At 70.2% G+C, this 25,241-nt stretch carries 24 protein-coding genes; 15 read left to right on the forward strand and 9 right to left on the reverse strand.

From position 1 onward, the window contains the following. The first annotated feature begins 82 nt into the window (after positions 1 to 82). The gene (locus tag ACRWK7_RS17310) at positions 83 to 541 is read left to right on the forward strand and encodes an RT0821/Lpp0805 family surface protein (protein ID WP_431857514.1); all 459 of its coding nucleotides are present in this window, start codon (positions 83 to 85) and stop codon (positions 539 to 541) included. Between the two features lie 52 nt (positions 542 to 593). Further along, the gene (locus tag ACRWK7_RS17315) at positions 594 to 1,556 is read left to right on the forward strand and encodes a DnaJ C-terminal domain-containing protein (protein ID WP_431857581.1); all 963 of its coding nucleotides are present in this window, start codon (positions 594 to 596) and stop codon (positions 1,554 to 1,556) included. A 19-nt stretch (positions 1,557 to 1,575) separates the two neighbouring features. On the opposite strand, the gene ACRWK7_RS17320 is transcribed toward ACRWK7_RS17315, so the two are convergent. Both ACRWK7_RS17320 and ACRWK7_RS17325 read right to left on the reverse strand, forming a co-directional pair. After that, positions 1,576 to 2,136, reverse strand: a complete 561-nt coding sequence (locus ACRWK7_RS17320) for a manganese efflux pump MntP (protein ID WP_431857515.1) — start codon at positions 2,134 to 2,136, stop codon at positions 1,576 to 1,578. Positions 2,137 to 2,219: 83 nt separating this feature from the next. Then, entirely contained in the window at positions 2,220 to 3,572 is a 1,353-nt protein-coding gene (locus ACRWK7_RS17325) for a YihY family inner membrane protein (protein ID WP_431857516.1), read from the reverse strand. A gap of 107 nt (positions 3,573 to 3,679) precedes the next feature. Here ACRWK7_RS17325 and fabI point away from each other — a divergent pair, with 107 nt between their 5' ends. The 5 genes from fabI (at position 3,680) to ACRWK7_RS17350 (ending at position 9,722) form a co-directional block, all read left to right on the forward strand. Beyond that, on the forward strand, positions 3,680 to 4,531 hold the full coding sequence (gene fabI, locus ACRWK7_RS17330) for an enoyl-ACP reductase FabI (protein ID WP_431857517.1): 852 nt from the start codon (positions 3,680 to 3,682) through the stop codon (positions 4,529 to 4,531). Positions 4,532 to 4,694: 163 nt separating this feature from the next. Continuing rightward, the gene (gene aroC / locus ACRWK7_RS17335; protein WP_431857518.1) at positions 4,695 to 5,765 is read left to right on the forward strand and encodes a chorismate synthase; all 1,071 of its coding nucleotides are present in this window, start codon (positions 4,695 to 4,697) and stop codon (positions 5,763 to 5,765) included. A 61-nt stretch (positions 5,766 to 5,826) separates the two neighbouring features. Continuing rightward, a complete protein-coding gene (locus ACRWK7_RS17340; protein WP_431857519.1) occupies positions 5,827 to 7,455 on the forward strand; it encodes an ABC transporter permease in 1,629 nt (542 codons plus the stop codon). 106 nt (positions 7,456 to 7,561) lie between these two features. Next, on the forward strand, positions 7,562 to 8,581 hold the full coding sequence (locus tag ACRWK7_RS17345) for a Fe(3+) ABC transporter substrate-binding protein (RefSeq protein WP_431857520.1): 1,020 nt from the start codon (positions 7,562 to 7,564) through the stop codon (positions 8,579 to 8,581). 67 nt (positions 8,582 to 8,648) lie between these two features. Then, positions 8,649 to 9,722, forward strand: a complete 1,074-nt coding sequence (locus ACRWK7_RS17350; protein ID WP_431857521.1) for an ABC transporter ATP-binding protein — start codon at positions 8,649 to 8,651, stop codon at positions 9,720 to 9,722. A gap of 67 nt (positions 9,723 to 9,789) precedes the next feature. Here the strand turns inward: ACRWK7_RS17350 and ACRWK7_RS17355 are convergent, their stop codons facing one another. Continuing rightward, a complete protein-coding gene (locus ACRWK7_RS17355) occupies positions 9,790 to 10,668 on the reverse strand; it encodes an NmrA family NAD(P)-binding protein (RefSeq protein ID WP_431857522.1) in 879 nt (292 codons plus the stop codon). A 101-nt stretch (positions 10,669 to 10,769) separates the two neighbouring features. Here ACRWK7_RS17355 and ACRWK7_RS17360 point away from each other — a divergent pair, with 101 nt between their 5' ends. Both ACRWK7_RS17360 and ACRWK7_RS17365 read left to right on the forward strand, forming a co-directional pair. Continuing rightward, complete coding sequence (locus ACRWK7_RS17360) at positions 10,770 to 11,684, forward strand: LysR family transcriptional regulator (RefSeq protein ID WP_431857523.1); 915 nt, start codon at positions 10,770 to 10,772, stop codon at positions 11,682 to 11,684. Between the two features lie 278 nt (positions 11,685 to 11,962). Further along, positions 11,963 to 12,619, forward strand: coding sequence for a hypothetical protein (locus tag ACRWK7_RS17365; protein ID WP_431857525.1), 657 nt, complete (start codon positions 11,963 to 11,965; stop codon positions 12,617 to 12,619). Between the two features lie 66 nt (positions 12,620 to 12,685). On the opposite strand, the gene ACRWK7_RS17370 is transcribed toward ACRWK7_RS17365, so the two are convergent. From ACRWK7_RS17370 to ACRWK7_RS17385, 4 genes are read right to left on the reverse strand one after another with little or no spacing between them, the layout of a single operon-like run. After that, on the reverse strand, positions 12,686 to 13,504 hold the full coding sequence (locus tag ACRWK7_RS17370; protein ID WP_431857526.1) for a universal stress protein: 819 nt from the start codon (positions 13,502 to 13,504) through the stop codon (positions 12,686 to 12,688). A 27-nt stretch (positions 13,505 to 13,531) separates the two neighbouring features. Beyond that, entirely contained in the window at positions 13,532 to 14,584 is a 1,053-nt protein-coding gene (locus ACRWK7_RS17375; protein ID WP_431857527.1) for a 2-oxoacid:ferredoxin oxidoreductase subunit beta, read from the reverse strand. After that, entirely contained in the window at positions 14,581 to 16,422 is a 1,842-nt protein-coding gene (locus ACRWK7_RS17380) for a 2-oxoacid:acceptor oxidoreductase subunit alpha (RefSeq protein WP_431857528.1), read from the reverse strand. The genes ACRWK7_RS17375 and ACRWK7_RS17380 overlap by 4 nt, the downstream gene beginning before the upstream one ends. Next, on the reverse strand, positions 16,407 to 18,200 hold the full coding sequence (locus ACRWK7_RS17385) for an FAD-dependent oxidoreductase (protein ID WP_431857529.1): 1,794 nt from the start codon (positions 18,198 to 18,200) through the stop codon (positions 16,407 to 16,409). The genes ACRWK7_RS17380 and ACRWK7_RS17385 overlap by 16 nt, the downstream gene beginning before the upstream one ends. A gap of 373 nt (positions 18,201 to 18,573) precedes the next feature. On the opposite strand from ACRWK7_RS17385, the gene ACRWK7_RS17390 reads away from it, so the two are divergent. The 3 genes from ACRWK7_RS17390 to ACRWK7_RS17400 are packed head-to-tail and all read left to right on the forward strand — an operon-like array spanning position 18,574 to position 21,383. After that, positions 18,574 to 19,548 carry a sialic acid TRAP transporter substrate-binding protein SiaP gene (locus ACRWK7_RS17390; protein WP_431857530.1) on the forward strand — a complete coding sequence of 325 codons (975 nt, stop codon included), beginning with the start codon at positions 18,574 to 18,576 and terminating at the stop codon, positions 19,546 to 19,548. Positions 19,549 to 19,555: 7 nt separating this feature from the next. Beyond that, positions 19,556 to 20,098: a TRAP transporter small permease gene (locus ACRWK7_RS17395; RefSeq protein WP_431857531.1), complete on the forward strand. Its 543-nt coding sequence runs from the start codon at positions 19,556 to 19,558 to the stop codon at positions 20,096 to 20,098. A gap of 10 nt (positions 20,099 to 20,108) precedes the next feature. Next, positions 20,109 to 21,383: a TRAP transporter large permease gene (locus ACRWK7_RS17400; protein ID WP_431857532.1), complete on the forward strand. Its 1,275-nt coding sequence runs from the start codon at positions 20,109 to 20,111 to the stop codon at positions 21,381 to 21,383. 7 nt (positions 21,384 to 21,390) lie between these two features. Here ACRWK7_RS17400 and ACRWK7_RS17405 read toward each other — a convergent pair whose 3' ends face one another. After that, positions 21,391 to 21,765, reverse strand: coding sequence for a hypothetical protein (locus ACRWK7_RS17405; protein WP_431857533.1), 375 nt, complete (start codon positions 21,763 to 21,765; stop codon positions 21,391 to 21,393). A gap of 101 nt (positions 21,766 to 21,866) precedes the next feature. After that, entirely contained in the window at positions 21,867 to 23,288 is a 1,422-nt protein-coding gene (pyk, locus tag ACRWK7_RS17410; RefSeq protein ID WP_431857534.1) for a pyruvate kinase, read from the reverse strand. Positions 23,289 to 23,461: 173 nt separating this feature from the next. On the opposite strand from pyk, the gene ACRWK7_RS17415 reads away from it, so the two are divergent. The 3 genes from ACRWK7_RS17415 (at position 23,462) to ACRWK7_RS17425 (ending at position 25,223) form a co-directional block, all read left to right on the forward strand. Continuing rightward, a complete protein-coding gene (locus tag ACRWK7_RS17415) occupies positions 23,462 to 24,442 on the forward strand; it encodes a S1C family serine protease (RefSeq protein WP_431857535.1) in 981 nt (326 codons plus the stop codon). 104 nt (positions 24,443 to 24,546) lie between these two features. After that, positions 24,547 to 24,708 carry a hypothetical protein gene (locus ACRWK7_RS17420; protein ID WP_431857536.1) on the forward strand — a complete coding sequence of 54 codons (162 nt, stop codon included), beginning with the start codon at positions 24,547 to 24,549 and terminating at the stop codon, positions 24,706 to 24,708. Positions 24,709 to 24,896: 188 nt separating this feature from the next. Then, positions 24,897 to 25,223 carry a hypothetical protein gene (locus ACRWK7_RS17425; RefSeq protein ID WP_431857537.1) on the forward strand — a complete coding sequence of 109 codons (327 nt, stop codon included), beginning with the start codon at positions 24,897 to 24,899 and terminating at the stop codon, positions 25,221 to 25,223. Positions 25,224 to 25,241: the final 18 nt, after the last annotated feature.

Below are 25,241 nucleotides of genomic sequence, written 5' to 3' on the forward strand. Positions count from 1 at the left end.
CTGTCCGTCGGGACGGGGGCGCTCCAATTGCGGATGGCGCCCATGAAAAAAGCGACGCAGGCAACAGTTCGAGGCAGGCACCATGTTCAAGACGTTCATCCCCGTGCTCGCGGCCGCGGCCCTGCTGGCCGGCTGCCAGTCCACCAAGGAGACCGCGAGCAATCCCGCCAACACGTTCGGGGGTGTGATCAACTCGCAATACGGCGCGTCCGCCAACCAGAAGCTGGCGCAGAGCGGCACCGGCACCATGCTGGGCGCCTTCATCGGCAAGGAGGCGAAGATCGAGCAGGCTGACCTGCCGCTCGCCGAGAGCGCCGCCAAGCGCGCCTACGCCGCCCCGGTCGGCGAGCGCATCTTCTGGAACAACCCGCAGACCGGCAACTCCGGCACCATCACCAGCACCCGTGAGGGCTACACCTCCGCCGGCACCTACTGCCGGGAGTACCAGCAGACGGTCACCGTCGCCAACCAGACGGAGCTGATCTACGGAACCGCTTGCAAGCAGGCGGACGGTGCGTGGAAGATCGTCACCAACAGCTAACCGGCACTCGAAGCCCCGGCCGGGGTAAAGGAACAGTCTGCTCGTGGCCCAGATTCGCGATCCCTATACCGTCCTCGGCGTGACCAGAGGCGCCAGCGCCGACGACATCAAGAAGGCGTATCGCAAGCTCGCGAAGCAGCACCATCCCGACCTCAAGCCGGGGCACGCCGGCAACGAGGAGCGCTTCAAGGAGATCTCGGCGGCGTACGCGTTGCTGTCCGATCCCGTGAAGCGCGCCCGGTACGACCGCGGCGAGGTGGACGCCTCCGGCAACGAGCGGCACGCCGGGTTCGGCGGCCGCTCCGCGCACGGCGCCCGCTCGCGCGCCCACGCACCGGGCGGCAGCGGGGCCGGCGGGGCGGACGAGGGCTTCGGCGGCTGGGGCGACGACTGGTTCTCCGACCTGTTCGGCGGGCGCAAGCGGCCGGGCGCGGGCGCGGGCTCCGGAACCGGAACCTCGGGCGGCGCCAAGGCGCGCGGCACCGACATCGCGTACTCGGTCACCGTGCCGTTCCTGGAGGCCGCCAACGGCACCAAGCGGCGCATCAGCCTGTCGAACGGCAAGAGCATCGACGTCGCCATCCCGCCCGGCACCGAGAACGAGCAGAAGCTGCGCCTGAAGGGCCAGGGCCTGTCCGGCCTGGGCGGCGCGCCGGCCGGCGACGCCATCGTCGAGGTGCACGTCGAGCCGCACCCCTACTTCACCCGGCAGGACGGCGACATCCACGTCGACGTGCCGATCACCCTGAACGAGGCGGTGCTCGGCGCCACCATCCGCGTGCCGACGGTGAGCGGCCCGGTGGCGGTGAAGGTACCGCCGGGGTCCAACACCGGCTCCACGCTGCGCCTGCGCGGCAAGGGCGTGGTCAGTCAGAAGACCAAGGCGGCCGGCGACCAGTACGTCAAGCTGAAGGTCGTCCTGCCCGACCCGCCGGACGCCGAGCTGGTGCAGTTCATGGAAAAGTGGTCGAAGACCCGCAGCTACGACGTGCGCAAGAAGGCGGGGCTGGAGTAGGACGCCACAAGGCGGCGGCTCACAGCGTGTGCTCGACCAGGATCTTCACGCCGATCGCGATCAGCCCCAGGCCGCCGACCAGCTCCGCCCGCTTGCCGAACAGCGGCCCCGCCGCGCGGCCCATCAGGACGCCGCCCGACGCCATGCCGAAGGTCACCAGACCGATCAGCAGGCAGGTGCCGACGATGTCCACGTCCACCACCGCCAGCGACACGCCCACCGCGGCGGCGTCGATGGAGGTCGCCACCGCCATCAGGAACAGCTGGCCGAGCGCCAGCCGGCCGTTGGGCGAGTCGTCCTCCTCGTCATCGGAAAAGCTCTCCCACAGCATCTTGCCGCCGACGCCGAGCAGCAGCAGGAAGGCGATCCAGTGGTCCACCGCCTCGACGTACGTGGCGAAGGTCAGGCCGAGCGCGAAGCCGATCAGCGGGGTCGCCAGTTGCACCCCGCCGAACATGACGCCGACGCGCAGCGCCTCGCCCACGCCGGGGCGGCGCAGGACAGCGCCGGTGCCGAGCGCCGCGGCGAAGGAGTCCATGGACAGGCTGGAGGCGAGGATCAGGGCGGTGGCGTAGCTCATGGACCCGGCGCGCGGAAGGGGTAAGGGCGCGGGCATGGCTACCAGACTATGAACAGCTGTTCAAATGCTATCCCTGTGACCGGTCAGGAGGAGGAGCGCCGCCGCGCGCTCAGCGGCACCGCGCCGCTGCCGCCGCCGGCGGGCTCCTGTTCGGACAGCAGCGTCTTCAGGGGCACGCCGAGGATCTCGTGCTGCGAGGCTTCGGCGGCGTCGAGCAGCTGGGCGGTGCGCTCCTGCCAGGGCAGCTCCAGGCCGCCGATGTTGCGCACCGGGCCGCGCAGGCCGATGCCCAGCGCCTTCATCAGGTCGAACAACGTCGCCTCGGTCAGGTCGCGGGTCACCACCCAGGCGTCGCGCGTGGTGTGCGCCACCCAATGGGCGTCGCGCATCTGCTCGAGGATGCCGTCGATCAGCACCGCGCCCACCGGCACCCGCTGCACCAGCGTGCGCCGCCGCATGCCGACGCCCAGGCGGTTGGCGTCCATCAGCTCACACAGCACCGCCAGCGCCAGCGCCAGACGCTGTCCGGGCAGCAGCCCCTCCGGCCCGCCGCGGGTGATCTTGCCGGCGCGCCATTCCGGCAACCCGGCGGTGATGACCGCGCCGAACAGCACGGTGGACCAGGCCACGTACAGCCAGAACAGGAAGATCGGCACCGTCGCCAGCGCGCCGTAGATGGTCTGGTAGGCCGGGAACTCCAGCATGTACCAGGCAAAGCCGGCCTTCGACGCCTCCAGCAGCAGCGAGCCCACGGCGCCGCCGCCCACCGCGTCCATCCACAGCACCGTGCGGTTCGGGATGATGAGATAGAGCAGCGAGCAGCCGATCCATTGCAGCACCAGCGGCAGCAGCCCGCTGAACCCGGCGGCCGGTGCCGCCAGCTCCTCCAGGTGGACCATGCGCAGCACGTTCCACAGCTGGGTGGACAGCGTCAGGCTGGCGCCGGCGAACAGCGGGGTCAGCGACACGATGGCCCAGAAGGAGAGGATGCGGGTGACCATCGAGCGCGGCTCCCGGACGCGCCAGATGGCGGCGAACGACCCCTCGATGGTCCAGATCAGCAGCACCGCGGAGACCGCCAGACCGATGATGCCGAAGATCGGCATCTGCCCGGCGTTGGCCATGAAATGGCCCAGGTATTCCAGGATGGCGTCGCCGATCTGCGGCACCATGTTGCGGAAGATCAGCTCCTGCATGCGCTTCTGCAGCTCGGCGAAGGCCGGGAACGCCGAGAAGATGGCGAAGCCGATGGTCATGATCGGCACGATGGCCAACAGCGTCGTGTACGTCAGCGACGCCGCCGTCTGGAAGCAGTTGTCGTTGTAGTAGCGCATCGCCGCGTGGCTGAGGAAGCCGAACAGCTCCCGCGCCATGCGCACGATCCGCGGCTTGCGCCGGCGCTCCGCGAAGGGCTTGGCCGCGGTCGGCTCCGTCATAGGACTTCCTCCCCCGCCCGGTTTGACCCGGCGTGTCTTTCGTGTAGGATGCGCCGCGAAATTCCTGAACCGCCGTTCAAAACGGCCATAATAGTCACGAGGTCCGGATGTCGAACCCGAAGCCGCTCATGGCTGGCAAGCGCGGCCTGATCATGGGCGTCGCCAACGACCGCTCGATCGCCTGGGGCATCGCCACAGCGCTTGCCGAGCAGGGGGCGGAGCTTGCCTTCACCTACCAGGGTGAGGCGCTGCTGAAGCGCGTCAAGCCGCTGGCCGACTCGGTCGGCGCGCGGCTGGTGCTGCCCTGCGACGTCAGCGACGAGGCCAGCATCGACGCGACCTTCGCCGCGATCGAGAAGGAGTGGGGCAAGCTCGACTTCGTGGTGCATGCGATCGCGTTTTCCGACAAGAACGAGCTGGACGGCCTCTACCTCAACACCACGCGCGGCAACTTCCTCCGCACGATGGACATCTCCGCGTACTCCTTCACCGCGGTGGCCCAGCGCGCGGTGCCGCTGATGACGGACGGCGGCAGCCTGCTGACGCTGTCCTACTACGGCGCCGAGCGCGTCATGCCGCACTACAACGTGATGGGCGTGGCGAAGGCCGCCCTGGAGGCCAGCGTACGCTATCTCGCGGTGGATCTGGGAGCGCAGAACATCCGCGTCAACGCGATTTCCGCCGGCCCGATCAAGACTCTGGCCGCCAGCGGCATCGGCGACTTCCGCTACATCCTCAAGTGGAACGAGCTGAACGCGCCGCTGAAGCGCAACGTTACCATCCAGGAGGTCGGCGGCGCCGGCCTGTTCCTGCTGAGCGACCTGGGCGCCGGCGTCACCGGCGAGGTGATGCATGTGGACAGCGGCTATCACGTCGTCGGCATGGTCGCGGTGGACGAGGCGGCGGCCGTCGGCCAGCTGCTGAACGGGCTGAGCGGCACCGCGGCGAAGGCGGAGTAAGGCCAAGCGCTTGCGACGGGGGCGGCGACCACCTCCCCCGCCCGTCATCCCCGCGAAGGCGGGGATCCATAACTCCCAAAGCGGGCGGCTGTGGAACGTATGGATCCCCGCCTTCGTGGGGATGACGGTGAGGAAGCGTGATTGATTGCATGAGGGATCTCCGATGGCCGGCAACAGCTTCGGCAAGCAGTTCCGTTTCACCACCTGGGGCGAGAGCCACGGGCCGGCGATCGGCGTGGTGGTGGACGGCTGCCCGTCGCTGCTCGACCTGACGGAGGCCGACATCCAGCCCTGGCTGGACAAGCGCCGCCCCGGCCAGTCCAAGTACACCACGCAGCGGCAAGAGCCGGATCAGGTCAGAATCCTCTCCGGCGTGTTCGAGGGCAAGACCACCGGCACGCCGATCTCGCTGATGATCGAGAACACCGACCAGCGCTCCAAGGACTACGGCGAGATCGCGCGCAAGTTCCGCCCCGGCCACGCCGACTACGCCTACCAAGCCAAATACGGCATCCGCGACTACCGCGGCGGCGGCCGCTCCTCGGCGCGCGAGACGGCGTGCCGCGTCGCCGCCGGCGCGGTGGCCCGCAAGGTGGCGTCCGGCGTCACCATCCGCGGCGCGCTCGTGCAGATCGGCCCGCACAAGGTGGACCGGTCGCGCTGGGACTGGGCGGAGGTCGACAACAACCCGTTCTTCTGCCCCGACGCACAGACCGCCGCGCTGTGGGCCGACTACCTGGACGGCATCCGCAAGTCCGGCTCCTCCATCGGCGCGGTGGTCGAGGTGGTGGCCTCCGGCGTGCCGGCCGGCCTGGGCGAGCCGCTGTACGACAAGCTCGACAGCGACCTCGCCGCCGCGATGATGACCATCAACGCGGTCAAGGGTGTGGAGATCGGCAACGGCTTCGAGGCGGCGACGCTGACCGGCGAGCAGAACGCCGACGAGATGCGCCACGGCAACGGAGACGGCCCGCGTTTCCTGTCCAACAACGCCGGCGGCATCCTCGGCGGCATCACGACCGGCCAGGACGTGGTGGTGCGCTTCGCGGTGAAGCCGACCAGCTCGATCCTGGTGCCGCGCCAGACCGTGGACCTCGACGGTCACGACACCGAGCTGATCACCAAGGGCCGCCACGATCCCTGCGTCGGCATCCGCGCCGTTCCGGTGGGCGAGGCGATGATGGCCTGCGTGCTGGCCGACCACTGGCTGCGCTGGAAGGCGTACGCGCGGTAAGGAGCGCTTTTCCATGGCGATGGCGGGCAATCGGCACGACGGTTTCGGCCTCGGATTGCGAGTGAGACGCATTGTCGCAGGCGCCGGCTGGGGCACGCTGGTGTCGGTCGGACTCGCGACGGTGATCGCGGCGCCCATCGCGGCGGTGTTCTCGCAGGCGCTGACCGGGTCGAGCGGTGGGCTGTGGAGCCACCTCGCCTCCACCGTGCTGCCCGACTACGTGGTCAACACGCTGGCGTTGCTGGTGCTGGTGGCGCTGATGACGCTGGTCACCGGGGTCGCCTGCGCCTGGGCGGTCACCATGCACGAGTTCCGCGGGCGGTCGGTGCTGCAATGGGCGCTGCTGCTGCCGCTGGCGATGCCGGCGTACGTGCTGGCGTACACCTACACCGACTTCTTCCAGTTCACCGGCCCGTTGCAGACGGCGCTGCGCGCCGCCTTCGGCTGGCGCAAGGCGGACTACTGGTTCCCGGAGATCCATTCGCTGGGCGGCGCGGCGTTCGTGCTGTCGTCGGTGCTGTACCCGTATGTGTACGTACTCGCCCGCTCGGCGTTCCTGGAGCAGTCGGCCTGCGTGCTGGAGGTCAGCCGCACGCTGGGCGCCACGCCGTTCGGCACCTTCTGGCGGGTCGCCCTGCCGCTGGCCAGGCCGGCGCTGGCGGCGGGGGTCGGCTACGCGCTGATGGAGACGCTGGCCGACTTCGGCGCGGTGAAGTACTTCGGCATCGACACCTTCACGGTGGGCATCTACCGCACGTGGTTCGCGCTGGCCAGCCCGGTGGCGGCGGCGCAGCTGGCCTCCCTGCTGCTGCTGTTCGTCGTGCTGGTGGTGGCCCTGGAACGGGTCAGTCGCGGGCGCATGCGCTTCCACCAGACCACCAACAAGTACCGGGCGCTGCCCACCGTCCGCCTGGGCGCCGGGCGCACCGCGCTGGCGTGGCTGGTGTGCGGCACGCCGGTGTTCTTCGGCTTCGTGCTGCCCGCCGTCATCCTGCTGCGCCTGATCTGGCTGGGCGGCGACGAGGCGTGGGATACGGCCATCGCCAAGCCGGCGTTGAACAGCTTCATGCTGGCGGCATCCGGCGCGGTGGTGGTGGTGTCGGTCGGGCTGGCGGTGATCCACGGCGTGCGCAGCGAGCGCAGCCGGCTGGCCGCCGTCGCCGCGCGCGTCGCCACGCTGGGCTACGCCACGCCGGGCACGGTGATCGCGGTGGGCATCCTGATCTCCATCGGCGCCGTGGGCGCGTGGTTCGACCTGCCGACCGGCGCGCTGCTGGGCGCCACGGTGTTCGGCATCCTCTACGGCTACCTGATCCGCTTCTTCCAGGTCGCCTACGGGCCGCTCGAGTCGGGGTTCTCCAAGGTCAGCCCGAACATCGAGGGGGCGGCGCGCTCGCTGGGCAGCGGGCCGGTGCAGGTGCTGTTCCTGGTGCAAATGCCGCTGCTGCGCGCCAGCATCCTCAGCGCCGCGCTGCTGGTGTTCGTCGACATCATGAAGGAGCTGCCGGCGACGATGATCCTGCGGCCCTTCAACTTCGACACGCTGGCGGTCGAAGCCTTCCGCATGGCCTCCACCGAGCGCCTGGACGCCGCCGCCCTGCCGGCGCTGATCATCGTGCTGGTCGGCCTGCTGCCGGTGATCCTGCTGAGCCGGTCGCTGAATTCCTCCAGGCCGGGGCATCGCCGATAATCCCGTGCGACACCCCGCCGCATCGGCAACACCCCTCTCGACAGGCCAAGCCCAACCTGCTATCACTTCGCAAGTGATAATGAGTTGCAATTGCAGAGGTCGGAGAATGCTTCGTTCGAAGATTGGTGCGCTGGCGCTTCTGGCCGGCATCGGTGTGTGCTCCGCGGCGCAGGCCCAGGAGGTCAACGTCTACAACTCGCGGCACTACAACACCGACAAGGCGATCTACGAGGCCTTCACCAAGAAGACCGGCATCAAGGTCAACGTCATCGAGGGCAACCACGACGAGTTGATCCAGCGCCTCAAGGCCGAGGGCGCCAGCAGCCCGGCCGACCTCTTCATCACCGTGGACGCCGGCCGCCTCGCGCTGGCCGCCCGCGAGGGGCTGCTCGCCCCAGCCAAGTCGGAGCTTCTCGACAGGGTGATCCCGCCCAACCTGCGCGACGCCGAGGGCCAGTGGTACGGCCTGTCGATGCGCGCGCGCATCGTCGTCTATGCCAAGGACCGCGTGAAGCCCGAGGACCTCAAGGACTACGAGGACCTCGCCAAGCCGGTGTGGAAGGGCCGCGTGCTGACCCGCAGCGGCACGCACCCGTACAACCTCGCGCTGACCGCCTCGATGGTCGCCGCCAACGGCGAGGCCAAGACCGAGGAGTGGGCCAAGGGCCTGGTCGCCAACTTCGCCCGCGCGCCGAAGGGCGGCGACACCGACCAGATCAAGGCGGTGGCCGCCGGCGAGGGCGACGTGGCGCTCTCCAACTCCTACTATCTCGGCAAGCTGCTGACCTCGTCGAAGCCGGACGATCAGGAGGTGGCGAAGAAGGTCGGCGCCATCTTCCCGAACCAGGGCAACCGCGGCACGCACGTCAACCTCAGCGGCGCCGGCGTCGTCAAGACCGCTCCGCACCGCGCCGACGCCGTCAAGCTGCTGGAGTTCATGGCCTCGCCCGAGGCGCAGCGCGCCTTCGCCGACAGCAACATGGAGTTCCCGGTCAACCCGGCGGTGCAGCCGCACCCGGCGCTGGCCGCGCTGGGGGCTTTCAAGCAGGATCCGCTGAACGCCGCGTCCTACCTCGATCACAACGACCAGGCGCTGCGGATCATGGACCGCGCCGGGTGGAAGTAATAGAAGACCGCCGCGGACCCTCGGGTCCGCGGCTTTTCGCTTTTCGGGGCCACGTTTGGGGGATGACTTGAAGCCGCCGTCATCGACCATCGAGATCGTCGACGTCAGCCACCGCTACCCGGGACACGCCGCGCTCAACGGTGTGTCCTTGACCGTTTCGCCGCAGGAGGTGACCTGCATCGTCGGCCCGTCGGGCTGCGGCAAGTCCACCCTGCTGCGTCTGATCAGCGGGCTCGAGACTCTGCAGGCCGGCTCCATCAGCATCGGCGGGGTGCCGGTGGCGGTGCCCGGCCGCTCGCTGCCGCCGGAGCGCCGGCCGGTCGGCCTGATGTTCCAGGACTTCGCGCTGTTTCCGCACCTGACCGTGTCCGGCAACGTCGCCTTCGGCCTGCGCCACCGCCCGCGCGCCGAGCGCGACGCCCGCGTCGCCGAGTTGCTGGAGCTGGTGGCACTGACCCGCTACGCCGACGCCTACCCGCACACGCTGTCGGGCGGCCAGCAGCAGCGCGTGGCGCTGGCCCGCGCCATGTCGCGCGAGCCGGACGTGCTGCTGCTCGACGAGCCGTTCTCGGCGCTGGACGAGCAGATGCGCCGCTCGGTGCGCGAAGAGGTGGTGCAGATCATCCGCGCCACCGGCATCGCCACCCTGGTCGTCACCCACGATCCCGAGGAGGCCATGGAGATCGGCAGCCGCGTCGTGGTGATGACCGACGGCCGCATCGTCCAGGCCGACACCCCCTTCGCGCTGTACCACAGCCCGGCCAACAGCTTCGTGGCGCAGCTGTTCGGCGAACTGAACCGCTTCTCCGCCCGCGTGGTGGACGGGCACCTGGACACGCCGCTCGGCCGCTTTCCGGTGCCGGCGGACGCCGCGGCCGACGCGCTGGAGGTGGCGTGCCGGGTCGAGGACGTCGCCGTCCTGCCCCCCGGCAGCCGGCCGGACGGGATCGCCGCGAAGGTGCGGCGGACGAGCTTCCTGGGATCCACCACGCGGGTGTGCCTGAGCCTGCCGGCGGCGGGGGTGCCCGAGGGCGTGGAGATCCACGCCAAGCTGCCGGGCTACGTGCCGATGCGGGCGGGCGACGAGGTGACCGCGGCGGTGGATCCGCGGCGGCTGATGCTGTTCCGGGCGGGGGCGTAACCTTTTTATCCCCACCCCAGCCCCCCCGCTGGACGGGGGAGGGCTGGGGTGGGGGTCAGCCACGTGCCTACGCCGCGACCTTCCGCCCCTCCACGAGTCGCCGCAGCGCCGCGTCCAGCGTCGCCGCGCCGCGCCGGGCCTCCTGCCCTTCCCACGCCACGCGGCCGTTGTTGATGCCGTCGTACATGCCGACGAACAGCGCCACCACGTCCGGCGGGAACCCGACCCCGGCGAGCGTCGGCGCCCACTCCCCGCGCGGCACCGCCACCGCCTGCACCGCCCGCCCGGCCGCCGCGCCGATGGCGGCCGCGGCATCGGCCGGCGAGGCCTCCGCCGGCCCGGACAGCTCCACCACCCGCACGCCGCGCGCCCCTTCCAGCAGCAGGTCCGCCGCCGTGCGGCCGATGTCGGCGACCGAGACCATGGGCAATGCCTTGTCCAGCGGGTGGATGAAGCTCGGCAGCACGCCCTGGCCCAGCGCCGGCTCCAGCACGTTGCCCCAGTTCTCCATGAAGTAGGCGGCGCGCAGGAACGTCACCGGCGCCCCGGCACCGCGCAGGATCGTCTCCATCCGGTGCAGCGTGCCGATGATGCCGGTGCCGTCCGGATGGTGCGCGGCGATGGACGACAACACCACGGCGTGCGGCAGCGCGGTCTTGCGGATCGCCTCGGCGTAGGCGGCACCCACCGCGTCGGCGTCGGCCATCGGATCGCGCGAGCCGTAGTCCGGCGGATCGAGCAGGTAGGCGCCCTTCGCCCCGGCCAGCGCGCGTGCCACGGCGGCGGCGTCCTTGACGTTGCCCTCGACCACCTCGACACCGCGCGCCGCCCATTTGGCCGCCTTGCCGGCGTCGCGCACCAGCACCCGCACCGCCTCGCCGCGCGCCAGCAGGGTCTCCGCCACCACCGCGCCCGTGTTCCCGGTCACTCCCGTCACGACGTACATCTGTCCCTCTCCTCGGGTGTTTCGCCGGCCCGGCCGGCGTTCTGGAGAGGACGGTAAACCCGGCGCTGGCATTACGCTCATGCATGCTTGATATTGAGTGCATGCGTGAAGTGAATTTGGCCGGCATCGACCTGAACCTGCTGGTGGCACTCGACTCGCTGCTGGCCGAGCGCAGCGTCACCCGCGCCGCCGACCGTGTCGGCCTCAGCCAGCCAGCGATGAGCCGGGCGCTTGGCCGGCTGCGCGCCGTGTTTGAAGACCGGCTGCTGGTGCGCAGTTCCGCCGGCCTCGTCCCCACCCCGCGGGCCGAGGCGCTGGCGCCGCGACTCCGCGCCGTGCTGGCGGAGGTCGGGCGAATCGTCCAGCCGCCGGCCTTCGATCCCGCCACCCACCAGGGCGTCGCCCGCATCGCCATGCCGGACTATCTGGGCCTGCTGGTGCTGCCCGCCCTGCTGCACCGGCTGGAGCGCGAGGCACCGGGGCTCGACATCGTCCTCGCGCCGCCGCGCGCCGGCACGCTGGCCGAGCTGGAGTCCGACGGCCTCGACCTCGCCGTCGGCAACTTCCCGCAGGTACCCGCCGGCTTCTTCGGCCGGACGGTGATGACGGACGGCTTCGCCTGCCTCGCCCGCCGCGGTCACCCGGCGCTTGCCGGGCCGCTGACGCCGCAGGCCTTCGCCGGCCTGCGCCACGCCCTCATCACCGTCCGCGACGACCGCAGCCCCGGCGCGGTGGACGAGGCGCTTGGCCGCCTGGGCCTTACGCGGCGGATCGCGCTGCGGGTGCCGAACTTTCTGGCCGCCCCGCTGATCGTCGCCGAGACCGACCTGATCCTCACCCTGCCCCGCCGGCTGGCGCACTGGCTGGCGGGCCGGGCCGACGTGCAGGTGGTGGAGCCGCCATTGGAACTGGGCACCTTCTCCATCACGCAGCTGTGGCACGAGCGGCGGCACGACGACCCGGAGCACGCGTGGCTGCGCGCCACCCTGGCCTCGGCCATCGCGCCAATGGGGTAAGTCTACGACCTCAGCGCCTTTGACTCCTTTGTGTCACAGGCGCATGCTTTGACCTGTGGCCGGGACCGGTGAGGTACGGACCACGGGAGTGACCCACTCAGGTGGGCCTCGTGCGCAGACGCACAGCCGGCGGCTACGTCTTGCGCGAGACCTCGGAAACGGGGATTTCCGCCGGAAGCCTCCGCTTGTCGGAGACCGAAAAGGCTGGACCTGGGTCCGGCCTTTTCGCTTTTATGCGCCCAGCCCAGGAATGAAAGAGTCCCTCAGGAGACGGCATTTTGGACGACGAGTTCAGCTTCGCGGAGATCATGCTCCGCCGCGGCACCGACCTGCTGCAGGGCAACGACGAGGACCAGCCGGCGACTACGGTGGACTTCATGGCGCGCCTGCTGGCGACCGTGGCGGTGACCGACGGCCCGCTGGTGGTGCACACCGAGGCCGGCGGCAGCCCGGAGCTGTTCGAGGAGGCGTCACGCATTTCCGCCGGCCCGCTGTCCGGCAAGGCCGCCATCCTCGCCGACGCCCGCCAGAGCGAGCGTGCCGTGGTGTTCGAGTTCGACGGCGTCGGCCGCCTGTCGGGCAGCCGCGTGGTCGCCGCCGTGCTGCGGCCGGAGGACCGCGACGACCTGCTGGAGGCCTACGTGGCGGTCGGCCGCCTGCGCGGCGAGACGCTGGAGATGACGGTAGCCCCGGCCTCCGTGCGCCTGGACGCGGCGGCGCTTGGGCAGACGCTGGCTCTGGTCGGCTCGGCGACGGGGCTGAGCGCCAACGCGGTCGGCGCTGCGATGGCGCACGCCTCCGGCACCTACGCCATGGCCGGCTACGACACCGAGGAAGTGCCGGCCGCCATGGTCGACCTGTGCTGGCACGCCTTCTGTCTGACCTCGGTGCGCGGCCGCCGCGCCGGTGACGGGCGGCCGACGACCGTTCACTGAACACCTTAGCCTTCCAAACCGTCATGCCCGGGCTTGTCCCGGCCATGACGGTTGAATCGGAAAGGGCTAATGCGACAGCAGCGCCGGCAGGGTCAGCGTGCGCAGGATGTGCCGGGTGTTCGAGCCGCGCAGCAGATGCGGGAAGCCGTACTGCCCGTAGCCGCCCATCACCAGCAGGTTCGAGTCCGTCTCGTAGGCGCGGTTCAGCACCGCGTCCGCAAAGGCGATCTCGCTGAGCGGCAGGCGCTCCAGGTTGGCCGTGATGCCGTGCGCGGCGAGGTGGGCGACGATGTCGACGTTCGGGACCTTGCCGGGGTCGTGCGGCATCTCGCCGGCGTGCACCGCCAGAACCGTCACCGATTCCGATCCCTTCATGAAGGGAATCGCGTCGTTCACCGCGCGCGCCGCCTCACGGCTGCCGTTCCAGGCGATCAGCGTCTTGCCGCCCGGTGCGCCGAAGCGGCCGATGTGCGGGAACACCAGCACCGGCCGGCCGGAGTTCAGCAGCACCTGCTCCACCAGATCCTCGGGCATCACCGAGGCGTCGGGGTCGTGCTGGCCGAGAATCGCCAGGTCGGCGTAGCGGGCGCAGATCACCGTCTGGGTGACCACGTTGGTGTGATCGCCGTTCTCGACCTGCCACCATTCGCCGGTGACGCCGGCCGCCGCCGTCGCCGCCTCGAAGCGGGCGCGGGTCTCGTCCATGGACTTCAGGAGGTTCTCGCTGGCGCGCCGCGCGACGATGCTCGGCCCGAAGCTCTCCTTCTGGGCGAACAGACCGGTCAACCGGGCCTGGAAGCGCTTGGCCAGCGCCACCGCGAAGTCGAGGCGCGCCATCGCGCGCTCGGTGGCGTCCACATGGACGAGCAGATGCTGGATGCTCATTCCTCTCCCCTTCTTTGATTCGTTCGCTCACCGCAGCGCGGCGTTGACCTTGACCAGCGCCGCCGCGCCGGGACACAGCTCCGCATCATTGAGCCGGTTGAGCGGCGTGTCCACCGTGTTCAAACGGTCGTGCAGATCGCCGGCCTCGGGATCGACGTAAAGCAGGCCGGTGACGATCTCCCCCTCCGCCTGCCGCTCGGCGAGATGGTTCATCGCCGCGATGCGGTCGTGCACGTCGTGGTCGCCCGCCACCGGGCGCAGCCGCACCACCGAGCCATCGTGCAGCGTCACCTCGGCCACGTCGCCCGGCGCGGTCTCCGCGGTGATCTCCTCGCGGTGCGGCACGAAGTCGGGGCGGTTGAACACCGCGTTGTGCTCGCGGACGTGATCATAGCTCTTGGTCGAGCCGGCGTGGTTGTTGAAGGTCACGCACGGGCTGAGCACGTCGAGGAAGGCCGCGCCGCGGTGGCGCAGCGCCGCCTTGATCAGCGGCACGAGCTGCGCCTTGTCGCCGGAGAAGCTGCGGCCGACGAAGGTGGCGCCCATCTGCAGGGCGAGGCTCACGAGGTCGATGGGGTCGTCTGGGTTGACGGCGCCCTTCTTGCTTTTCGAGCCCTTGTCGGCGGTGGCCGAGAACTGCCCCTTGGTCAGGCCGTACACGCCGTTGTTCTCGACGATGTAGAGCATGTTGACGCCGCGCCGCATGGCGTGGACGAACTGCCCCAGGCCGATGGACGCGCTGTCGCCGTCGCCGGACACGCCCAGGTACACCAGTTCGCGGTTGGCGAGGTTCGCGCCGGTGAGCACCGAGGGCATGCGCCCATGCACGCTGTTGAAGCCGTGCGAGGCGCCCAGGAAATAGGTCGGCGTCTTCGACGAGCAGCCGATGCCCGACAGCTTGGCGAGGCGGTGGGGCGGCAGGTCCAGCTCGAAGCAGGCCTGCACGATGGCGGCGCTGATCGAATCGTGGCCGCAGCCGGCGCACAGCGTGGACACCGCGCCCTCGTAGTCGCGCCGTGTATAGCCCAGCGCGTTGGCCGGCAGGGCGGGGTTGCGGAAGTGCGGCTTCAGGTAGGTCATGGCAGGGCCTTGCGCAGCGGCACGACGGTGAGGGCCAAGAGCTTCTCGGCGACGGCCCCGGCGATGAAGCGGGCGGTGATCGGCGTGCCGTCGTAGTGCAGCACCGGCACCAGCTTCGCGGGATCGACGGCGCCCTCGTTGACCAGCAGCGTGCGCAGCTGGGCGTCGCGGTTCTGCTCGACCACGAAGACGGTGTCGTGCCGCTCGACGAAGTCGATCACCTCGTCGCCGAAGGGGAAGGCGCGCACCCGCAGCGCGTTGACGTGCAGCCCCTGCCCGTCCAGCATCCCCAGCGCCTCCTGCATGGCCGGCGCGCTGGAGCCGTAGTGGATCACGCCGACCCGCGTCGGCTGGCGGGCCGGGCGCGGCACCGCGGCGGGCACCAGCTGCGCCGCCGTGGCGAACTTGCGCAGCAGGCGCTGCATGTTGTCGACGTAGACCGAGCCTTCCTCGGTGTAGCGGGCGTAGGGGTCGCGGCTGGTGCCGCGGGTGAAGTAGGCCCCCTTCGTCGGGTGCGTGCCGGGGTAGGTGCGCCAGGGGACGCCGTCGCCATCCACGTCCTTGTAGCGGCCGAAGTCGGTGCCGGCCTCCAGCGCCTCGGCGGTCATCACCTTGCCGCGGTCCATGCGGCGGGAGTCGTCCCAGGCGAAGGGCTCGCACAGCCAGTCGTTCATGCCGATGTCGAGGTCGGTCATGACGAACACCGGCGTCTGCAAGCGATCGGCAAGGTCGAGCGCGGTGGCCGCGAACTCGAAGCATTCCCGCGGATCCTCGGGGAAGAGCAGGACATGCTTGGTGTCGCCGTGCGAGGCGTAGGCGGCGAGCAGCAGGTCGGACTGCTGCGTGCGGGTCGGCATGCCGGTGGAGGGACCGCCGCGCTGCACATCGATGATCACCGCCGGGATCTCGGCGAAGTAGGCCAGCCCCAGGAACTCCTGCATCAGCGAGATGCCCGGGCCGGAGGTGGCGGTGAAGGCCCGCGCCCCGTTCCACGCCGCGCCGATGACCATGCCGATGGCGGCCAGCTCGTCCTCCGCCTGCACGATGGCGCAGCGCGCCTTGCCGGTCTCCGGGTCGGTGCGGAACGCCTTGCAGTGCTTCATGAACGCCTCGGCCACCGAGGTGGAGGGCGTGATCGGGTACCACGCCGCCACCGTGGCGCCGCCGTAGACGCAGCCCAGCGCCGCCGCGTTGTTGCCGTCCACGAAGATGCGGTCGCCCACCGCGTCCGCGCGCTTCACCCGCAGCCCGATCGGGCAGTGCAGGTTCTGGAGGGCATGGTCGCGGCCGAGGTGCAGGGCGTGCACGTTGGCCGCGACCAGCTTCTCCTTGCCCTTGAACTGCTCGCCCAGCAGGCGCTCGATCTCGGCCACGTCCATGTCGAGCAGGGCGGAGAGCACGCCGACGTACAGGATATTCTTGAACAGCTGGCGCTGGCGCGGGTCGGCGTACGCGGCGTTGCAGAGCGCCGTCAGCGGCACGCCGATCACCGTCACGTCGTCGCGGAAGCGCGACGGCGGCATCGGCTTGGTGCTGTCGTAGAGGAGGTAGCCGCCGGGCTCCACCTCCGCCACGTCGCGCGCCCAGGTCTGCGGGTTCATGGCGACCATGAGATCGACGCCGCCGCGCCGGCCGCGGTGCCCGGCCTCCGACACCCGCACCTCGTACCAGGTCGGCAGGCCCTGAATGTTGGAGGGGAAGATGTTGCGGCTGGCCACCGGCACGCCCATGCGCAGGACAGCCTTGGCGAACAGCTGGTTGGCGCTGGCCGAGCCGGAGCCGTTGACGTTGGCGAACTTGACGACGAAGTCGTTGATGCGCTCTAGCGGCTGCGGCATGCGGCCCCTCCGGCGTGGCTCATTTCCAGGAAGAACTTCTGCATGTCCCAGGCGCCGGTCGGGCACCGCTCGGCGCACAGGCCGCAGTGCAGGCAGACGTCCTCGTCCTTCACCATGACACGCCCCGTCTTCAGCGCGCCGGACACGTAGGTCGGCTGGTCGGCGTGGAGCTTCGGCGCCTTCAGGCGGGTCAGCAGCTCGCCCTCCTCGCCGTCCTCGGCGATGGTCAGGCAGTCCACCGGGCAGATGTCGAGGCAGGCGTCGCACTCGATGCACAGATTGGTGGCGAAGGCCGTCTGCACGTCGCAGTTCAGGCAGCGCTGCGCCTCCTGCCACGCCTGCCCTGCGTCGAAGCCCAGTTCCACCTCCACCCGCACGTCCTTCAACGCCACCGCGGTCTCGCGCAGCGGCACCTTGTGGCGGGCGTCGGCAGAGACGTCGTTGTCGTAGCTCCACTCGTGCAGGCCCATCTTCTGGCTGATGAGCGTGACATGCGGCGGCGGCCGGTCGTTCAGGGACGATCCCTGGCAGAAGGCGTCGATGGAGATCGCCGCCTCATGCCCCTGCGCCACCGCGGTGATGATGTTCTTCGGGCCGAACGCCGCGTCGCCGCCGAAGAAGACTTTTGCGTTGGTGGACTGGAAGGTGACCGGGTCCACCTTCGGCAGCCCCCAGCGGTCGAAGTCGATGCCGGCGTCGCGCTCGATCCAGGGGAAGGCGTTGTCCTGGCCGATGGCGACCAGCACGTCGTCGCACGCCATGTGGACGTTCGGCTCTCCGGTCGGGATCAGGCTGCGCCGGCCCTTCTCGTCGTAGTGCGCGGCGACCTTTTCGAAGACGACGCCGGTCAGCCGGCCACCCGCGTGCGTGAAGGCCTTGGGCACGAGGAAGTTGTGGATCGGGATGCCCTCGTGCAGCGCGTCCTCCTTCTCCCAGGGAGACGCCTTCATCTCCTCGAAGCCGGAGCGCACCACCACCCGCACATCCTCGCCGCCGAGGCGCCGCGCGGTGCGGCAGCAGTCCATGGCGGTGTTGCCGCCGCCCAGCACGATGACCCGCTTGCCGATCCGCCCGGTGTGCCCGAAGGAGACCGAGGACAGCCAGTCGATGCCGATGTGGATGTTGGCGGCGGCCTCAGCGCGGCCGGGCACGTCGACGTCGCGCCCGCGCGGCGCGCCGGTGCCGACGAAGATCGCGTCGTAGCCCTCGTCCAGCACCGCCTTCAGGCTGCTCACCCAGGTGCCGAAGCGGGTCTCGACGCCCATGTCGAGGATCTGCCCGACCTCCTCGTCCAGCACCGAGTCGGGCAGGCGGAAGCGCGGGATCTGGCTGCGCATCATGCCGCCGCCCTTCGCCTCGCCGTCGTAGACCACGACGTGGTAGCCGAGCGGCACGAGGTCGCGCGCCACCGTCAGCGAGGCCGGGCCGGCGCCGATCAGCGCCACGCGCTTGCCGTTCTTCCGCTCCGGCGCCCGGGGGAAGCGGGCGCGCACGTGCGGCCCCTTGTGGTCGGCGGCGACGCGCTTCAGGCGGCAGATCGCCACCGGCTCCGCCTCCACCCGGCCGCGGCGGCAGGCGGGCTCGCACGGGCGGTCGCAGGTGCGGCCGAGGATGCCGGGGAAGACGTTCGATTTCCAGTTGATGAGGTAGGCGTCGTCGTAGCGGCCCGCGGCGATCAGCCGGATGTATTCGGGGACCGGCGTGTGGGCGGGGCAGGCCCACTGGCAATCGACGACGCGGTGGAAATAGTCGGGGGAGCCGGTGTCGGTCGGTCTCATGCCGGACCTCCACGGGCGTTGCGGGCCGATCGCGACGGCCCACCGACCGCCGCTCTGCCGCGGCGGGGCGTCCTGGACCTCATGTTTCCTCCCAAGTCCCGGCCGTCTTGCCCCACCCGCGGGTGGAAGAGCCGGGTTCTCGCACGGCCGAAGCCGTCTGTTCTTATTACATGCACTCCTTGTGCGATTCCGCAAGCGCCGGCGTGGGCGTAGGGACCAACAGCCTCTCGTCGGTGGTAGCCAATTCGGCAGAGCGACGATCCACCGCCTCCCCACTTCCGCCTGTTTGCGCTCACCCGCTTTTTCACTAGACTGTTCGTGTGCCAAACAAACCGGCCGTCAGTGCCGGGTCGGCCCAAGGGAGGGGACCAGCATGAATCGCCGCCTGTTCATGGGGATCGCGACGGCTGCCGTCGCGCTTGGGGTGATGGCCGGACCGGCCGCCGCGCAGACGAAACTGAAGTTCGCGCACGTCTACGAGACGTCGGAAGCCTATCACAAATGGGCGCTGTGGGCGGCGGACGAGATCGCCAAGCGCACTGGCGGCCGCTACGCCATGGACGTGTTCCCGGCCTCCTCGCTCGGCAAGGAGACGGACATCAACCAGGGCCTGACGCTGGGCACGGTGGACGCCATCTACACCGGCACCAACTTCGCAGCGCGCTCCTACGGGCCGATCGCCATCGCCGCGGCGCCCTACATGTTCCGCGACTTCGACCACTGGCGCGCCTACACCAAGAGCGACCTGTTCAAGGAGCTGTCCGGCGGCTACGAGAAGGCGACGGGCAACAAGATCCTCGCCATGCTCTACTACGGCGAGCGGCACGTCACCTCCAAGCAGCCGGTCACCAAGCCGGAGGACATGAAGGGCATGAAGATCCGCGTCCCCGACGCGCCCATGTACGTCATGTTCCCCAAGGCGGTCGGCGCCAACGCCACCCCCATCGCCTTCGCCGAGGTCTACCTGGCGCTGGCCCAGGGCACGGTCGACGCGCAGGAGAACCCGCTGCCGACCATCCTCGCCAAGAAGTTCTACGAGCCGAGCCCGGTCATCAACCTGACCGGCCACATCACCGAGAGCCTGCTGACCATCGTCGGCGCGCCGCTGTGGAAGAAGCTGTCGGAGGACGACAAGAAGACCTTCGCGGCTGTGTTCGCCGAGGCCGCCACCAAGTCGGACGAGGACATCATCGCCTCGGAAAAAGAGCTGACCGACGGCTTCACCAAGCTGGGCGCCAAGGTCAACAAGGTGGACCGCGCGCCCTTCCGCGCCATGGTGACCAAGGCGCACCTGGAGGGCGTGCCCTGGAGCAAGGAGCAGTACGAGCGCCTGCAGCAGATCAAGTAGACGCTCCGTGACGGAGATCCCGAACGATGGGCCGCTGGCCGGCGTGACCGTCGCGCCGGCCATGGCCGCCCCGCCGGAAGAGGCCGAGTTGCGCCTCGCCCCGCGGGCGCCGGAGGACGTGCTGGCCTTCCTGGTCTTCTGGCTGCTGGCCTTCACCGTCTTCCTGCAGTTCTTCACCCGCTACGTGCTGAACAACAGCCTGCCCTGGACCGAGGAGGGCGCGCGCTACCTGCTGGTCGCGGTGGCGTTCCTGGGCGGCGGGCTGGCGGTGCGGCGGCGCGCCCACATCGCGGTGGAGTTCGTGCACAACTACCTACCGCTCGGCGCCTCCAACGCGGTGCTGCTGCTCGCCGATCTGGTCTGCATCGGCTTCTACGCCTACTCGGCGTACTTGGCCTGGCTGATGGTCGGGCTGATGGGCACGCAGCAGATGGCGGTCATCGACCTGCCGATGAGCTGGCTGTACGCCGCCGTGCTGGCGGGCCTGTGCGTGATGTCGCTGCGCTCGGTGCAGTCGGCGTGGCTCCGCTTCCAACTCCGCCGACGCTGAGGGCCCGCGCATGCTGTATCTCCTGTTCGGATCGCTGTTCGGGATGATGGCCGTCGGCGTGCCGATCGCGGTGGCGCTGGCCGGCTCCTCGCTGCTCTACGTCTGGGCGGCGGGGATGCCGGACGTGGTGGTGCTGCACCGCATGATCGGCGGCATCGACAGCTTCCCGCTGCTCGCCATCCCGTTCTTCATCCTGGCCGGCAACCTGATGAACTCGGCCCTCATCACCGAGCGCATCTACGCCTTCGCGGTCGCCGCCTTCGGCTGGATGCGCGGCGGGCTGGGGCACGTCAACGTGGTGGGGTCGGTGATCTTCGCCGGCATGTCGGGCACCGCCGTGGCGGACGCCGGGGGCCTGGGCACCATCGAGATCAAGGCGATGCGCGACCACGGCTACGACGACCGCTTCGCGGTGGGCATCACCGCCGCGTCCTCGACCATCGGGCCGATCATCCCGCCGTCGCTGCCGCTGGTGATCTACGGCGTGATGGCCAACACCTCGGTCGGCCAGCTGTTTGCCGCCGGCTTCATCCCCGGCCTCGGCATGGCGGGCGCCCTGATGATCTGGGTCGCGTGGATCGCGCGGCGCAAGAACTATGGCCGCGACGCGCGCTTCTCGGCGCAGGTGCTGGTGGTGACGTTCAAACAGGCGTTCCTGGCGCTGATGACGCCGGTGATCCTGATCGGCGGCATGGTCAGCGGCATGTTCACCCCCACCGAGGCGGCCATCGCCGCGGTGGTCTACGCGCTGTTCCTGGGCTTCGCCGTCTACCGCACGCTGACCTGGGAGTCGTTGGTCCGCGTCAGCCTGGAGACCATCGAGACCACGGCGGTGATCCTGTTGATCGTCGCCGCGGCGTCGATCTTTGGCTGGCTGCTGACCTCGGCGCGGGTCACCGAGCAGCTGACGGAGTGGGTGCTGGGCTTCTCCAAGGACCCGGTGACCATCCTGATCCTGGTGAACGTGTTGTTGCTGGTCGTCGGCTGCTTCCTGGAGACCATCGCGGCGATCACCATCCTGGTGCCGGTGCTGCTGCCGATCATGACGCAGATCGGCGTCGATCCGGTGCAGTTCGGCCTGATCATGGTGCTGAACCTGATGATCGGCCTGCTGACGCCGCCGGTGGGGATGGTGCTCTACATCCTGGCGCGGGTCGCGCGCATCCCGTTCGAGGAGTGCGCCAAGGCGTGCCTGCCCTTCCTGGTGCCGCTGCTTCTGGTGCTGGCGGTGGTGACGTTCTGGCCGGCCTTCTCGCTGTGGCTGCCGACGCTGGTGTACCGCTGAGCGGGGCTTACCCCTCGCCCTCGCCCGCCAGGGCGAGCGTTTCGTCTGGGTCCGTCGGGCCGGGCTGGTAATAGTGCAGGTAGAGCGGCGTCAGCTGCATGCCCAGCGTGCAGAAGGTGGTGAACACCACTCCGGCCAAGCCGATGTAGAGGATCGCCGGGTTGGCCGGCGCCACGACGCCGCCGGCCAGCACGTTGATCAGGTTCTCCGAGTTGGCGGCGACCGCCCCCGCCGTGCCGGCGCTCCCGAACAGGACGCAGCCCCACGCCGCCACCACCTCCTTGGGCGGCCCCGGCGGTTCCTGGGCCAGCGCGCCCGACAACGGCATGGTCGCAAGGGCGGCGGCAACCAGCACACCGATGAAGCGTAGCAGCGCGCGCATGGACCTCCCCTCCCCGGCCGTGTCCCCGAACGGTACTCAACTTCCGGGGCGATTGCACGGCCCGCGTGCAGTCCGAGGCGGCTTTGCAGGCGGAGGCCCGGTCAGCTGCGGCTGATCTGCACCACCCGCAGGTTGTTTGTGGTGCCGGCCTGGGCGAAGGGGATGCCGGCGACCACGACCATGGTGTCGCCGGGGCGCGCGAACTCCTCCCTCTGGGCGAAGGCGCAGGCGCGCTCCACGCTCTCCTCGTAGGTGTGGATGTCCTCGGACAGGACGCTGTGCGCCCCCCACAGCAGGCACAGCCGCCGCGACACCGCCTGGTCCGGCGTGATCGCCAGCACGGACACCGCCGGGCGTTTGCGCGCGATGCGCGCCGCCGTGGTGCCGCTGGAGGTGAAGGCGACGATGGCCGTGGCGTGGATCACCTCGGCCAGATCGGCCGCCGCGGCGGCGACGGCGTGCGGCGCGGTCTGCTCCTCGCCCGGGTCGGACGCTTCGATGATCGAGCGGTAGAGCTTGTGCTGTTCGGTCGAGTGGATGATGCGGTCCATCATCTCCACCGCCTCCAGCGGATAGGACCCGCTGGCCGATTCCGCCGACAGCATCACCGCGTCGGCGCCGTCATAGATGGCGGTCGCCACGTCCGACGCCTCCGCCCGCGTCGGCGTCGGCGCGGCGACCATGGAATCGAGCATCTGCGTGGCGACGATCACCGGCTTCACGGCGAGGCGGCAGGCGCGCACCAGCTCCTTCTGGCGGCCCGGCACCTCCTCGTGCGGGATCTCGACGCCGAGGTCGCCGCGGGCGACCATGATGGCGTCGGACAGGCGGATGATGTCCTCGATGCGCTCCAGCGCCGCGGGCTTCTCGATCTTCGCCATCAGCCCGGCGCGCTCGCCGATCAGGCCGCGCGCCTCCAGCAGGTCGCCGGGCTTCTGCACGAAGGACATCGCCACCCAATCGACGCCGAGGTCGAGGCCGAAGGCAAGATCGACGCGGTCCTTCGCGGTCAGCGGCGAGAGATCGAGCACGGTGCCCGGCAGGTTGACGCCCTTGCGGTTGGAGATGACGCCGCCGGTCACCACCTTCGCCTCGATGACGTCGTCGCCGAGGCCGGTGACGGCGAGGCGCACGCGGCCGTCGTCGATCAGCAGGTGGTGCCCCGGCGCGATGGCGGCGAAGATCTCCGGATGCGGCAGCGGGATGGCGTCGCGGTCGCCCTCGGTGCCCGCGGGCACGAAGCGGACCGTCTCGCCGGCGGTGACGGTGATCTTGCCGTCGCGGATGGTGCCGACGCGGATCTTCGGACCCTGGAGGTCCTGGAGGATGCCGATGGGGCGGCCGACCTCGGCCTCCAGCTCGCGGATGGCGCGGTGCACCCGGGCGTGGTCGTCGTGCGTGCCGTGGCTGAAGTTCAGGCGGAAGGTATCGACGCCGGCCAGGAACAGCCGTTTCAGCATTTCCGGCGAGGCGCTGGACGGCCCGACGGTGGCGACGATCTTGGCTCGGCGGTGACGACGCATTTCTGTCCGGCCCCGGGGGCCGCCTCCTCGCTGGGGTTCTCGCAACGCGCAACAAGCTGGACCCGCCGCGGCCGGATGGCAAGGCGTCGGAGGCCTTCCGTCGGGTTCCCCCCTGTTCATCGCCGGGCCGAGCCTCCACCTTCCGATCATGGTCCGTTCCGCGGAGTTGTCCGATGCCCCTGCCCCAAGACTGGCGGATCCCGCCCGAGTTCCAGCCCGATCCGGACGCGCTGGACTTCGACCTCGACCGCGCGCTGGCCGCCGTGGTGTCGCTGCGCGCGGCGATCCCCGAGGACGCCTTCACCGCGGAGACCCTGGGCACCGAGCGGGAGGGGCAAGGCGCCGTCATCCGCGAGGACGGTCTGGTGCTGACCATCGGCTACCTGATGGCCGAGGCGGAGGAGGTGTGGCTGACCACCGGCGACGGCCGCGCCGTGCAGGCCGAGCCGCTGGCCTACGACTTCGTCAGCGGCTTCGGCCTCGTGCGGGCGCTGACGCCGCTGGGCGCGCCGGCGCTGCCGCTGGGCAATTCGCGCCGCATCGAGCCGGGCGACCCGGTGGTGGTCGGCGGCGCCGGCGGCGCCGCCCATTCCCTGGCGGCGGAGATCGTGGCCACGCAGGAGTTCGCGGGCTATTGGGAATACCTGATCGAGGACGCCATCTTCACCGCGCCGGCGCACCCGAACTGGGGCGGCACCGCGCTGCTCGGCGCGGGGGGCGAGTTGCTGGGGATCGGGTCGCTGCAGTTGCCGTCGCGCACCTCGGACGGTCGGGTCCTGCCGCTGAACATGAGCGTGCCGATCGACCTGCTGAAGCCGATCCTGGACGACCTGCTGCGCTTCGGCCGCGTCGACCGGCCGTCGCGCCCCTGGCTCGGCCTCTATGCCATGGAGGACGAGCACGACCGGGTGGCCGTCGTCGGGCTGGCCGGCAACGGCCCGGCGCGCAAGGCGGAATTGCGCACCGGAGACCTGCTGCGCGCCGTCGGCGGCGTCCCGGTCCGGTCCCTCGCCGGGTTCTACCGGACGCTGTGGTCGCTCGGCGGGGCCGGCGTCGACGTGCCGCTCACGGTCGAGCGGGAGGGCGACGTGTTCGACGTGGTGCTGGGCTCGGCGGACCGCAGCCGCTTCCTGAAGTCCGCCCGGCTGCACTGAGGCTCGTGCCGGACACCGAAGGAAACGCCGGTCTGCCATGCGGGATCCAATCCGGCGTACCGCCGTTGTGCACCGCAGCGTACGGCAACCACGATCGGACGAGCATGAACAGCCAGACCGACAAGCCCGCCGCGGAGCCGGCGGCGGAAGACGTCACCGTGATCTATTCCAACACCGGCGGCACGGCTTTCGCCGTGCTCATTCCAGCCACCACCGCGACCGGGGGCGACCGCCCGCCGGCCGCCGGCAAGACACCGGAGCGCTGACCGACGCCCGCGCCGCGGCGGGCGGGGACGATGCGCGGTGGGGGCCGGACTTGAGCCGCCGCCGCGCATCGCCATATAGAGGCTACGCCGATCGACAAACCGCAGCTCCATCGGCCATCTCTCTCCATTCCGTTCCGCCTTGCGCGCACACCGGCAGCGCCGGGAGCGACGCCGCTCGAGTCCTTGCCATGATCGAACACGCCGACGACCGCCTCTCCTTCCCCACCATCCTCGAACCGGTGCTGTCCGTGCCGGACGGGGACGACGCCGCGCTGGATTCCGCCATCAACGAGGTGGCGGGTGCGCTTGCCGACAGCGGCACCCTCATTCTCGATTCCTTCGGCCGCCCGGCGCGCGGCGCCACCGACGAGGAGGCCGTGCTCGGCCTGCTGGACACCTATGTCCGCGTGCTGCTGCACCTGGGCGAGGTGGAGGAGGCCTCGACCATGGGCGACCTCATCGACCGCATCCACGCCGTCAACCGCCGCCGCAAGCGGCGCGGCTCACCGGTGTGACATCAAGGGCGCCTGACG

The organism is Azospirillum sp. (genome assembly GCF_050789165.1).